15 protein-coding genes and 1 tRNA gene are annotated in these 12,392 nt (G+C 47.9%); 6 read left to right on the top strand and 10 right to left on the bottom strand.

The window, feature by feature from the left end:
• Nucleotides 1-7: 7 nt before the first annotated feature.
• The 5 genes from BUB81_RS16160 to tatA form a co-directional block, all read right to left on the bottom strand.
• Entirely contained in the window at nt 8-781 is a 774-nt protein-coding gene (locus BUB81_RS16160) for a TatD family hydrolase (RefSeq protein WP_073324360.1), read from the bottom strand.
• Entirely contained in the window at nt 782-1,348 is a 567-nt protein-coding gene (locus BUB81_RS16155; RefSeq protein ID WP_073324359.1) for a hypothetical protein, read from the bottom strand. It abuts the gene before it with no gap.
• 77 nt (nt 1,349-1,425) lie between these two features.
• Nucleotides 1,426-2,163 carry a twin-arginine translocase subunit TatC gene (gene tatC / locus BUB81_RS16150; protein WP_073324358.1) on the bottom strand — a complete coding sequence of 246 codons (738 nt, stop codon included), beginning with the start codon at nt 2,161-2,163 and terminating at the stop codon, nt 1,426-1,428.
• A complete protein-coding gene (gene tatB, locus BUB81_RS16145) occupies nt 2,164-2,463 on the bottom strand; it encodes a Sec-independent protein translocase protein TatB (protein WP_073324357.1) in 300 nt (99 codons plus the stop codon). It abuts the gene before it with no gap.
• Nucleotides 2,463-2,702 carry a Sec-independent protein translocase subunit TatA gene (tatA, locus tag BUB81_RS16140; RefSeq protein WP_073324458.1) on the bottom strand — a complete coding sequence of 80 codons (240 nt, stop codon included), beginning with the start codon at nt 2,700-2,702 and terminating at the stop codon, nt 2,463-2,465. The genes tatB and tatA overlap by 1 nt, the downstream gene beginning before the upstream one ends.
• 308 nt (nt 2,703-3,010) lie before the next feature.
• On the opposite strand from tatA, the gene BUB81_RS16135 reads away from it, so the two are divergent.
• Nucleotides 3,011-3,970, top strand: a complete 960-nt coding sequence (locus tag BUB81_RS16135) for a hypothetical protein (protein WP_073324356.1) — start codon at nt 3,011-3,013, stop codon at nt 3,968-3,970.
• A gap of 162 nt (nt 3,971-4,132) precedes the next feature.
• Nucleotides 4,133-4,420, top strand: coding sequence for a hypothetical protein (locus BUB81_RS16130; protein ID WP_073324355.1), 288 nt, complete (start codon nt 4,133-4,135; stop codon nt 4,418-4,420).
• Nucleotides 4,421-4,510: 90 nt separating this feature from the next.
• Here the strand turns inward: BUB81_RS16130 and ilvN are convergent, their stop codons facing one another.
• Both ilvN and BUB81_RS16120 read right to left on the bottom strand, forming a co-directional pair.
• Nucleotides 4,511-5,008, bottom strand: coding sequence for an acetolactate synthase small subunit (gene ilvN / locus BUB81_RS16125; protein WP_073324354.1), 498 nt, complete (start codon nt 5,006-5,008; stop codon nt 4,511-4,513).
• A complete protein-coding gene (locus BUB81_RS16120) occupies nt 5,008-6,726 on the bottom strand; it encodes an acetolactate synthase 3 large subunit (RefSeq protein WP_073324353.1) in 1,719 nt (572 codons plus the stop codon). The genes ilvN and BUB81_RS16120 overlap by 1 nt, the downstream gene beginning before the upstream one ends.
• A 561-nt stretch (nt 6,727-7,287) precedes the next feature.
• Between BUB81_RS16120 and BUB81_RS16115 the strand changes: the two genes are divergently transcribed.
• Nucleotides 7,288-7,707: a hypothetical protein gene (locus BUB81_RS16115; protein WP_073324352.1), complete on the top strand. Its 420-nt coding sequence runs from the start codon at nt 7,288-7,290 to the stop codon at nt 7,705-7,707.
• 104 nt (nt 7,708-7,811) lie between these two features.
• On the opposite strand, the gene BUB81_RS16110 is transcribed toward BUB81_RS16115, so the two are convergent.
• From BUB81_RS16110 to orn, 3 genes are all read right to left on the bottom strand, one after another.
• Entirely contained in the window at nt 7,812-8,300 is a 489-nt protein-coding gene (locus tag BUB81_RS16110; protein ID WP_073324457.1) for a DUF4442 domain-containing protein, read from the bottom strand.
• A 359-nt stretch (nt 8,301-8,659) separates the two neighbouring features.
• Nucleotides 8,660-8,735, bottom strand: a tRNA-Gly gene (locus BUB81_RS16100).
• Nucleotides 8,736-8,835: 100 nt separating this feature from the next.
• Nucleotides 8,836-9,393 (bottom strand): oligoribonuclease, encoded by a 558-nt coding sequence (gene orn / locus BUB81_RS16095; protein ID WP_073324350.1) that lies wholly within the window; start codon nt 9,391-9,393, stop codon nt 8,836-8,838.
• Nucleotides 9,394-9,481: 88 nt separating this feature from the next.
• On the opposite strand from orn, the gene rsgA reads away from it, so the two are divergent.
• The 3 genes from rsgA (at nt 9,482) to BUB81_RS16080 (ending at nt 12,392) form a co-directional block, all read left to right on the top strand.
• Nucleotides 9,482-10,507 carry a small ribosomal subunit biogenesis GTPase RsgA gene (rsgA, locus tag BUB81_RS16090; protein WP_073324349.1) on the top strand — a complete coding sequence of 342 codons (1,026 nt, stop codon included), beginning with the start codon at nt 9,482-9,484 and terminating at the stop codon, nt 10,505-10,507.
• Between the two features lie 127 nt (nt 10,508-10,634).
• Nucleotides 10,635-11,513, top strand: a complete 879-nt coding sequence (asd, locus tag BUB81_RS16085; RefSeq protein WP_073324348.1) for an archaetidylserine decarboxylase — start codon at nt 10,635-10,637, stop codon at nt 11,511-11,513.
• A gap of 3 nt (nt 11,514-11,516) precedes the next feature.
• Entirely contained in the window at nt 11,517-12,392 is an 876-nt protein-coding gene (locus tag BUB81_RS16080; protein WP_073324347.1) for a DMT family transporter, read from the top strand.

Raw genomic sequence — 12,392 nt, 5'->3', positions numbered from 1 at the left:
TGTCTACCTACAAATTGAACAGGGTCAGGCTGTTGGTATAACTTGCCTGCTCTATAATCTCAAGCTCTTGCTTTACAAGGGTCGCCAGCGCTTGTCCAATGTGCGGCAAATTAGCAGGCGTGTTGTTTCGGCGCCGCGGCTTAAGAGTTTTAGGGTACAAGTACGGCGCATCGGTTTCCAGAATCAAACGCTCCAACGGCAGTTGCTGTACCGCGTCACGCAGGCTGCTACCGCGTCTTTCGTCACATAACCAGCCAGTCACGCCAATATATAATCCTAATGCCAGATACGACTTCATTTGCACAGCATCACCCGTAAAACAGTGTGCAATTCCGCCGGGCAATGCCGGTAAATATTGCGCTAATAACTGATGCTGATGATCAAACGCATCACGTTCATGCAAGTACACTGGCTTTTTCAATTCAGTGGCAATCGATAGCTGTCGTTCAAATACACTGCGTTGGACCTCTCTTGGAGAGAAGTCCCGGTTGTAGTCCAAACCACACTCTCCGATGGCGACTACACCAGCTAGTGTCGCCTTTTCAATGAGTATGTCCCAATGCTCAGGTCTGGCATCTTTCGCGTGATGAGGATGAATACCGAGGGTGTAACAAAGCTTGTCGGGGTGCTGAAGATATAACTGTTCAGCCACTTCCCACTCGTCGGGGTGAGTGGTGATCAAACACAACCGATCTACCCCGGCTTGCGCCGCCAATGTGATTGTTTGTTCGGCAGGCATTCTGTCGTCAAACAAGTTAACCCCAGCATCAAACCACGGCATTTATTTGATCCGTTTAACTTTTATTCGACCGTTAACCCCGTCATGCCCCAGGTAAAAAGAACCCAATGAACCGCGTTCAATATACACGTCCATGTCTTTTTTAAGCTTGAAGTATCTTGAGTCCACTTGCTGCCAGACAGCACCTGACACCATGTGGATGACTTGTTTACCGCGAATGGTTTTTGTGATGTCTGCGATTGTGTCTGAAATATCTTCTATTTCATCCACTTCAGATTTAACCTGCAAACCAAACTGACTCTCAGGTTTTGGTTTTACAGCCGGCTCAACGGGCTGTGTTGGTGCGGGCGCTGGAGCTGGTTGTACTGGCTTCACTTGCTGACGTCTTTCTTCAGCAATTTCCGTCACGGATTTGTCCATACGCTCAGGCATTGGCTTTTTATTGGCAAGCGGTGAAAGGTCAATAGCATCGTAGCAGGCAAGGCGTTCAATGACATTATCCTTGGCCCGGCATTCTGTCAGTGCCTGTTCCAGCGTCGTGGCCTGAGCAGCAGATATAGCGGAGAAGAATAAACCCAGTGGCAATAGCAGCTTAGTACGTAAACTCATGTTTCTGTCCTGTTATGCCGGTAATGTGGATGTAAATCCTAACCGGTCAGTTAGCCTGAATAAGCCCATTAACAGGCTTATTCAGCAGACGCGTCTTCGTCGTCTTTCTTTGAATAGATTCCGCCTACAATGACACCAAACTCAAACAAAATCCACATTGGCACTGCCAGTAGTGTTTGTGAAATGACATCCGGAGGCGTTAGCAGCATTCCAACAATAAACGCCGCTACGACGACATAAGGACGTTTCTGGCGCAAACTGTCTGCATCGGTAATGCCGGTCCAGCACAACAACACGATAGCTACCGGGATTTCAAAAGACATACCGAATGCGAAAAACAGCTTGAGGACAAAATTCAGGTAGCTGTTTATATCGGTGGCCACGGTTACGCCTTCAGGTGCAACCGACGTAAAAAACGCAAACGCGATGGGAAACACAACGAAGTACGCAAACGCCATTCCTGCATAAAACAGCAAGGTGCTGGACAGCAACAGCGGTGCCACCAGCTTTTTTTCATTGCGGTACAAGCCCGGTGCGACAAAGCCCCAAACCTGATACAACACGAAAGGAATAGCAATAAAGAAGGACAACACCAAGGTGAGTTTAAACGGTGCGAAGAAAGGTGAGGCAACGTCAGTTGCTATCATGGAAGCGTTGTCTGGCAACGTCTTTAGCAACGGCTCTGCCAACAATTGATACAGGTCATTGGCAAAATAGGCCAAACACAAAAACACAAGCATTACACTAAGCAGTGCCCGTAGAATTCGGGTACGCAGCTCAATGAGGTGCGAAATTAAACTGTTTTCTTCAGACATCTAAGGCTTTTTATACGGTTCTTGAACAGACTCAGCGGCTTTCTTCAATTCATCAACACTGTCTTGTAATTCCGGTGTTAAGTCCTTCAGGCCTTGCTGCTCCGCTTTTTTCAAATTCTCATGTAACTCATGTACACGAAGCTGGTGTTCCACCTCCTGTTTAAACCCTGAGGCCATATTGCGCACACTACGCACTGTTTTCAGCGTAGAGCGAATAGCCCCGGGTAAACGTTCCGGCCCCAGCACTAACAGTGCCAGTACACCTATCACCAGGATTTCAAAAAACCCAATATCAAACATTATTGCTTTTCTTTAACGTCACTTTCAGTTTTAGTTGACGCCGTTGCGGCAGGTTTTTCTTCTACCTTGGCCTGGCTGTCTTTGAAGTCAGCATCTGCTTCTTCATCGGTCACTGCTTTCTTAAAGCCTTTTACCGCACCACCCAGATCAGAGCCAATGCTCTTTAACCGCTTAGTTCCAAACAGCAACACAACAATCAACAAAACGATCAGCAGTTGCCACAAACTTATTCCACCCATAAAAACCTCTAACTTACTTCTGTTTACACAGTATGCCACCGACAGCGTGGCCGGGCAGTACTTTTATCCCTGAATCACTACATTCTACCGAGCCTGCACGGATAAGCCAGCATTTGTTAGCTGGTCTAACCGAATAATTTCACCTTTGTTGACCACGCTAATGACATGAGCTGTAACGAAAAATCATTTGCAGGTACCGTATTTATCGCGCAAGCTTAATAGTAGCGATTCAGCACTGTATTAGGACCGGGCCGCCAATGATTCGTTCCCTACTCGCACAGCATCCCACAACTAAAAGGATTTAGTATTTGAAAGCACCGTTCAGACGTAAGGGGCGTTGGTATGTATTTATTCTACTGATTACCATTTCAACACCAGTCAACGCCGACGAGCAGGCGGAGAACACCCCCCTGCCAGCCGCCGATGATGCCTGGCTGGACGTCTGGCACAGTAAGTTCAGTAATTCTATGGACTATACTGCGCAACAACTCGACGAGTTTTTTGCCCTGGAAGGCAGCGACAATCACAAGGATGCGCAAGCTGAAGGACGTGTGAGATTCGGGCTTGAGCCCAGAACACGTGATTTGATGGCAACCGACTTTCGCTTTCGGATCAGGGTAAAATTACCCGCGCTAAAAAACCGGGTCGAACTGCTCTTGTCTGACGATGACGACTACACCCGACGCGATAATATCCGAGCGGCCAGAGACTCCGTTGATCACTTACAGGACTCTGCCAGTCTTGCCTTACGCTACCAGAAAAATGACAACTCAAAATTGTCGCATCGCATTGGTGCGGGACGCGGAGACCAACTGTTTGCCCGCAGTCGTTACGAGGATGACATTTGGTTCGCGGAAGATTTTAAGCTCGACTACGATGGAGAAATTTACTATTACACCCGGGACCAGTTTGGTGCAGAACTGGGCCTTAACTTTACCCAAATGCTAGAGGATGATCAGTTTGTCCGACTCCAAAACCGCTACTATTACAGAGACAGGAGCACTGATTGGTTATGGCGCCACGAGCTACAGTACCTGCGGCCGCTGACTGACCAAAGCGCCTTGCTTTACACCTTTTTTGTAAAGGGCCTGACCAAACCAAACCATCACGTCACTGAGGTTTACACCAGTGTAAGGTGGCGCACAAATTATCGTCGCAGCTGGTTGTTCTTCGAATTAGAGCCCTTTGTTATCTGGCTGAAACAAGAGCACTTTTCCCCTTCTTACGGACTCGCCGTGCGGTTTGAATTCTACTATGGCAGCAACTGACACTCGATAACTGTTTACTTTTTACTCAATACGTGATTAGCTTAATGTTCACTCGAACGATGCGTAAATCATTGGGTTTATGTTGCGTGCATCGAAAGAATTGGGTTTAATATTCGCCCGATTTTATTACTAATGGATTGCTGAACAGGGAGATACTTTCGCATGTGTATCAAGAATGCCATTCGCTGTGCGCTTTTCTTGGTGTTGTCTTTACCTGCGTTTGCCCTTCAGCCAGAACATGATGATTTACTCACGTTTTTTCGAGCTAATGTTCATACCAGCGGACCTCAGGTGTCCATGTTGCCTCCTCAAAAGCGAACTTCAGTGGTAAATGAAGAGGCCATTCAGTTAATGTTTTCTGCTTTCACCGCATTCATGGTCGTCGTTGCTATTCGCAGTCAGCAACGTCAGGACTACACGCAGTTTCGCCAGTGTAGTCAACAGGATTAGAATTCGTTTACCCATTCCGTAAGAGACGTCGCAGTACATACAAAAAACCCCGGTAATTACCGGGGTTTTTTGTTTAATTAGCTGTGCAAGCTAGGGTCTCAGTGCACGCTCACCGCGCGCTAATCCACACACACCGGTGCGAGAAGATTCAATGATCTCCGTACACTGGGCCATAGTGGTAGCGAACGCATCAAGCTTGTCAGTGGTGCCCGTCACTTCCATAGTGTAGTTGTTTACTGATACATCCAGGATATTGGCCCGGAAAATATCTGCATTGCGCTTAACTTCAGCACGGATAGCTTCGGTGCGCGTGGCGACTTTAATCAGCATCATTTCACGCTCAATGTGCGCATTTTCTGTTAAATCAACGACTTTGAGCACGTCGACTAATTTGTTTACCTGCTTGGTAATCTGTTCGATTACTTTGTCATCGCCATGCGTAATAATAGTCAGGCGAGACAGGCTAGGATCTTCTGTCGGTGCTACACATAAAGAATCAACGTTATAACCGCGTTGTGAAAACACGCCAACAATTCTCGACAAAGCACCTGGTGCGTTTTCCATTAATACCGATATGATTCTTTTCATCAGGTTCTCTCCGTCTTGCTTAAACGCATGTCGTCCATTGCGCCGTACTTAATTTGCATGGGGTATACGTGTTCGTTTTGGTCAACTGCAATGTCCATGAACACCAGACGATCGGTTAAGCTAAAACACTTCTCCATCGCGGCATCGAGTTGGTCCAGTGAATCGACTTTGATACCAACGTGACCGTAAGCCTCAGCCAGTTTGACGAAGTCAGGTAAAGAATCCATATAAGAATGAGAGTGACGCCCTTTATAAATCATATCCTGCCACTGACGCACCATACCTAACGCACGGTTGTTCAGTGAAATAATTTTAATTGGCAGGTTGTACTGTAAACAGGTCGCCAGTTCCTGGATGTTCATCTGGATACTGCCGTCGCCCGTAACAACCACAGACGTTGCTTCCGGATGCGCAAACTGCACACCCATCGCGGCTGGTAAACCAAAGCCCATGGTGCCAAGGCCACCTGAGTTAATCCACTGACGAGGTTTGGCGTACGGGTAATAAAGCGCAGCAAACATCTGGTGCTGACCTACGTCTGAGCTGACGTACGCTTTGCCGTCGGTATATTTGTACAACGCTTCAATAACACGTTGTGGCTTGATCACGGTGTCGCCCTGATCATAGGTCAGACACTGACGTGAACGCCACTGTTCAATTTGCTGCCACCAGTCCGCAAGTTTTTCTGACTGCCCGGACAATTCTTCGGGCTTAAGCAGTTCCAGAATTTGCTCGACAACCACGTCGACTGAACCCACAACCGGAATATGTGCATTGACGGTTTTAGAGATCGACGCCGGGTCGATATCAACATGAATAATTTCTGCGTGCGGGCAGAACTTCGCTACGTTGTTGGTCACCCGGTCATCAAAACGTGCACCCAGCGCAAGAATGCAGTCTGCGTTGTGCATGGTTTTGTTTGCTTCCATGGTACCGTGCATACCCAGCATACCCACAAATTGTGGATGTGTTCCCGGAAACGCACCGAGTCCCATGAGGGTACAGGTTACCGGCGAATTGAGCAGTTCAGCCAGTTTCGTAACCAGGCCAGACGCTTCTGCGGTAACAGCACCACCGCCTACGTATAGTACCGGACGCTCAGCTTTCTTAAGCGACGCTACTGCTTTCTTAACCTGCTTGGTATGGCCGCGAACGGTTGGGTTGTATGAACGCATCTCAACGCTGCTTGGATACACATACGGGTGTTCTTCCATCACGTTAACGATGTCTTTAGGTAAATCAACTACCACCGGGCCAGGGCGCCCTGTGTTAGCAATATAGTAAGCTTTGGCAATTGCCTCAGGAATATCTACAGCGCGCTTCACCAGGAAGCTGTGCTTCACAATTGGGCGGGAACAACCCACCATGTCTGTTTCCTGAAACGCGTCCTCGCCGATGTGCATTGACGGCACCTGGCCAGACAATACAACCATCGGAATTGAATCCATATACGCTGTTGCGATACCGGTCAGGGTATTTGTTGCCCCTGGGCCAGAGGTGACCAGGACCGTACCCGTTTTGCCGGTCGAACGCGCATAACCGTCTGCCATATGAGCAGCCGCTTGTTCGTGACGTACGAGGACATGTTTGACATCATCCTGAGCAAATAATGCATCATAAATGTCAAGTACGGCACCACCCGGGTAACCGAATACATGTGTAACTCCTACATCTTTTAGCGCTTCCACCACCATGGCGGCGCCCGACATCATCTTCACGGTGTTATCTCCTATTGGATAATTGTGCCTGTTACAGCGTAAAAATTAACCGTAACAAGTGAAAAACACAGTTCGTCGAACGAGAAAAATGGCAAAATCTGTTTCTCACCTCATTACGGTACGCGGACTATAACGAAGCAGTTAGGAAGATAAAACAGTTTTATGAATAAAAGTGAGACATATATCCCAATAATGGAAATAATTAGGATAAATCTTTCGATTTTTTGAATTTTTCATCAATAATCGAAATAACTATTCACATTAAATTAACACTAAAGTTGTATAAAAAACACTCCAACCCCGCTTAAACATTGGCCCGCAGAGCAACTTGACAAAATTACAACAATTTTCAATAACGGCAAAAATTAGGATAAACATTTCGATTGGCGTGTAATTTGAGTAATAGTGATGACTTTTATGCACTCTGAAAAAGGCCCTAATCTAAAACGAATACTGCGGTCAGGCTGTACAGATATTGTGTTATGGCCTATAAGTAAGGCCTACTCATCGTAACGTTTGTTCCGGTTGAAGAACCGGCGTTTATCTGTTCAGGGGGGTACAGTGAATTACGTTCTATCATCGGCCGATAAAGCAGATCTTATCGCCTCACTAGCCAGACTCACCGCTTGTGGTGGTTTGTTTTATCGCACGTTTTACGAAGAGTTCATCGCCGCTGATCGACGTATTAAACAATTAATGAGTGACACTGACTCCAGCCGCAGACAGCGGATACTGGCTCAGTCACTCACGTTTACGGTGTTAGGCGCAGATGGTGTTACCGCGCCACAGGAATTAAGAAAACTTATCGACTCACATGGCCCAAATGGTTTGAACATTTCCGCCGATATGATGATGAAATGGCGCGGCGCGCTATTAAGAGCTGTAGAAAAACACGACCCTGAATACAACAACAACGTGGAACATATTTGGGGCACTGCAGCGCTACGTTTGATTGAACACTTCCAACCACCAGACGCATGACGCCTTGTACCGCCGGTTGTGTGCAGAGGACATTAAGCTAAAGATAGAGCCAAAGTCGGATTTGGCTCACCTTACTAAACACAGGCAAGAAACACTGCCTGACGTTATTTCTTTTTCGGCACCCAGGCCCAAATCATTTCACACAGAATGGGTTCAATGTTTTGTGCGTCGGTAACTTTAACCTGCACGGTGACTTCACCCTTTTCCTGCTCCTGCATCATCGCGATTTGCTCGTCCGTGAGTGACGCAACCGCCAGCATATCACCCTGAGCACGCTTTACGTACTGCAGGTTCATGGATTTAATAAGCGGTAGCTTATCACCGGGTAAATTTACACCCACTATAAACCCCGTAGCAGATTCTGCCAGCAAGGCCATTGCAGCGGCGTGCACACTACCTATGTGATTTTGTACTTTCTTGTAGTTTTTCTGGCGGAATGTTACCTGCTTTAGGTTCGTCCCCAGAATATCGACTTTTGCTGTGCCAGCCAGCTTGACTTTGTATCTGAACATCCAGGTCAGCAAGCGCTGGCGTAGCCACAATGGATACTGATTAGCTTTTTGCGCAAATGCGCGAAGTGGATTGTGCTTCATAGCTTTATTTTCATTACTGGTCATACCAGAAGAGTAGTCGGTTCTAACCCGCTATTCAAGCACGTTGCTTTGTTTTGCTATTATTACTGCCTAAACCCAACAACCGAAAAGACACTTGAATAAACATTTCAACTGGCAATCGCTGAGCGACATGCACGTCATCGCTGGCCCCTTGGGGTCGCGAATCGCTTTGTTTTTCTTTGTTTGGATGTCCTGTAATTTCTGAAGAGAAATTGGAGCGGGAAACGAGGCTCAACTGGCAATCGCTGAGCGACATGCACATCGTCGCTGGCCCCTTGGGGTCGCGATTCGCTTTGATTTTTATTTGCTTGGATTTTCTGTAATTTCTGAAGAGAAATTGGAGCGGGAAACGAGACTCGAACTCGCGACCCCAACCTTGGCAAGGTTGTGCTCTACCAACTGAGCTATTCCCGCTTAAGAGTGGTACTTCGTTTGAAGTGGTGCGCATTTTACAAAAATATTTTTCGAACGCAATACCTATTTTCAATTTTTTTGTAATATGCGCACTGAATGCCTAAATACTAAACACTTTTTCGCGATAGAACTGTAATTCGGCGATGGATTCCCGAATATCGTCCAACGCCTGATGCGTGCCTTTTTTGGTAAACCCTTCCAATGCCGCTGGTTGCCAACGTCGAACAAGCTCCTTAATGGTGCTCACGTCAACACTGCGATAATGGAAGTATTCCTCCAGCTCTGCCATGTACTTCACCATAAAGCGGCGATCCTGACCAATAGTGTTTCCGCACAGAGGCGATTTGCCAGCCGGTACATACTGTTCTAAAAACGCGATGGTCTGCTTCGCCGCTGTTGCCTCATCAATACTACTTTCCCGACAGCGTTGGGTTAACCCACTTTCGCCGTGCACACGGGTACACCATTCATCCATGCCATCAAGAACGGCATCAGGTTGGTGAACCGCGATTACCGGCCCTTCCGCCAGCACATTGAGTTGTGAGTCCGTCACAATAGTGGCGATTTCCAGAACGACACACGTTTCCGGATCCAACCCCGTCATTTCCATATCGATCCAAACCAGGTTATCAGGTGAATACGCAGCAGATGTTGTCATGAAGAGCACCTATTTGAGTTGAAGTGGTGACACATAAAGTGCACAAAAGGTATCATGCATAGCTTAAAACGCAATAAAAGAGAGTGGCGTGGCCAAGAAACCCAAATTATCCCAGCGACAGAAGCGTCAGGTAGCAGCAAATCGCGAGAAGCGACTGGCACACCGACAGTCGAAATCTTCACCTGATTTATCTTCGTTAATTACGGGGCGCGTCGTCGGGCGATTTGGTAAGCAGGCTGACGTACAGGACAACACCGGCGAGGTTGTGCGTTGCCACATACGCCGCACTATTGAATCGGTGGTATGCGGCGACAACGTCTTGTTTGCCCGCTCCGAAGTACCGGATGAAAACCTGGGTGGAGTCATTGAACTGGTGCAAGACCGTCATTCGGTTTTAACGCGCCCGGATTTCTACGACGGCGTAAAACCCATTGCAGCCAACATCGATCAGATTATTGTGGTGTCTTCGGTCAAGCCCGACTTGTCGCTTAACATCATTGACCGCTATCTGGTCGCGTGTGAAGACACAGGTATCGCCCCACTGCTGGTACTCAACAAAGTCGAATTGCTGAGTCCGGAAGAACGCGAAGCGGTAGAGGCCTCTTTGCAAATCTATACCAAACTCGGTTATCGCTTTATGTACACGAGCTGTAAAAGCGGCGAAGGCATCGACACCCTGCACGACATACTGCGCGACAAAACCAGCGTGTTTGTGGGTCAATCCGGTGTAGGCAAATCCAGTATTATTAATCAGGTTCTGCCCGACGCCGATGAACTGGTTGGTGAAATCTCGGAAAACTCAGGGCTGGGTCAGCACACCACCACAGCCGCAAAATTACTGCCTATTCCCACGGGTGGTGATTTGATTGACTCACCCGGCGTGCGGGAGTTCGCCCTCTGGCACCTGCCGGAAGAGCGTATTACCTGGGGCTTTAAGGAATTTCGAGATTATCTTGGTGGGTGTAAATTTCGCGACTGTAAGCACCTGAATGATCCCGGTTGTATTATTCGTCAGGCGGTCGAGGACGGCGAAATCGATGCGCAACGCTACGAAAATTATCACAAAATTATTGCAGCAATGGATGAGCAGCGGCCGTCTTATATCAAACCCTGATGGACCATAACCGTAAATTGCTATGTTTGATGGCAGGATACGGTACAATGCGCAGCATAACAGGGTCGCCTCCGGCATTTTACTGAGTGAGCAGGCAGACACCGCAGAATAAATAAGGAGATCCCCTTTGCTGGATTGGTTTAAAGTTAACGTACAGTATATTTTACCTAAGCACCCTATTTCGCGTTTGGTTGGCAAACTTGCCGCAGCCGAAGCCGGTGCATTAACCACGTGGCTAATCAAGCTGTTTGTAAAGCAGTTTAAAGTAAACATGGACGAAGCCATGTACTCACAGCCGGAAGATTACCGCACTTTCAACGCTTTTTTTACCCGCCCATTAAAGCCTGGTATTCGACCTATCGACGACAACGAAAAGGGCTTATGCCATGCCGTTGATGGCACAGTAAGCCAGTTTGGCGATATTGTTGGTGAAGATCTGATTCAGGCCAAGGGCCACAAATTTACCTTAAGCGCACTGTTGGGAGGCAACCCGGACCTTGCTGCGCACTTTAAAGGCGGTAAATTTGCGACTATCTATCTGTCCCCCAAAGACTATCACCGCATTCATATGCCGATCGAAGGCACGCTCACCGACATGGTTTATGTTCCCGGAGAATTGTTTTCGGTGAACCCGCTTACCGCAGAAAATGTGCCGGGCTTGTTTGCCCGTAACGAGCGCGTGGTGACATTATTCGACACCCCGGTTGGCAAAATGGCTATCGTATTGGTCGGCGCAACCATCGTAGCCAGTATTGATACCGTATGGGCTGGCACAGTAACGCCACCAGCGGGTAAACACGTCACGCACTGGCGTTATGACGCGGACGGTGACGACGCTATTACCATTGGTAAAGGCGAGGAAATGGGTCAGTTTAAACTTGGCTCTACCATTGTTGTATGCTTCGAAGCCGACAAGATTGATTTTGCCGACCTTGCTGCTGAGCAAGTGACCCGTCTGGGTACACCTTTCGCCACTTTCGCGGACAATCAAACCCAACCAGACTAATTCATGGAACCGGTTAAAAAGAGTCTAATCTCCCTGCATATTGCGGTTATTTTGCTGGGGGGCACAGGACTCTTTTCACATATTATTCCGCTTTCTGCGACCGACATTACGCTGGGTCGCAGCCTATTCGCCTGCATAGCACTTTTTTGCGTGGTATTGATCGGCAAAGAAGGGTTAGCCCTGGGGCGCCGCCGCGATTATGGCATTGCCATTGGGCTGGGTGTGTTAATGGCAGTGCACTGGATCACGTATTTCGCCTCAATGCAGTATGCAGGCGTTTCCGTTGGCATGATTGCCATGTTCACCTTTCCGGTAATAACCGTATTGCTGGAGCCCTTTTTTGAAGGCACCAGGCTGGTGTGGCAGGATGTTATCAGTACCCTGGTGGTGGTACTGGGAATTGTATTGATAGTACCCGAGATTTCACTGGCTAACGACGTAACCTTAGGCGTTGGACTGGGTATTGCGTCCGCGGTACTTTACGCTATTCGAAACCTGTCTCACCGCAAGTATTTTTCGCACTACAGCGGCGCGAAAGCCATGGCGTGGCAAACCCTCATCATTGCGCTGTGTATTCTGCCCTTCAGTGGCGTAGCTTTAGTCAATGCCAACCTGAATGTCTGGTTGTTACTGCTAGCCCTGGGGACTTTTTTCACCGCCTTGCCACACGCTATGGTCGCTAGCTCACTGGCACACCTGCGTGCTAAGACATTTTCACTTATAGCCTGCATGCAACCCTTTTACGGGGTTGCCTTTGCGATTGTCTTACTGCACGAAAGCCCCGGATGGAATACCCTGATAGGTGGAATTTTAGTGACCTCTGCGTCAATTTATGAAACAGTAAACACCCATAAATCGGTTGCGTCGAAAAAGAGTTAA

Source organism: Marisediminitalea aggregata (assembly GCF_900129565.1).
In the GTDB taxonomy this organism is placed as follows: domain Bacteria; phylum Pseudomonadota; class Gammaproteobacteria; order Enterobacterales; family Alteromonadaceae; genus Alteromonas; species Alteromonas aggregata.
The sequence above is the reverse complement of the archived record's forward strand: the minus strand, read 5'-3'. Positions and strand labels throughout refer to the sequence as shown.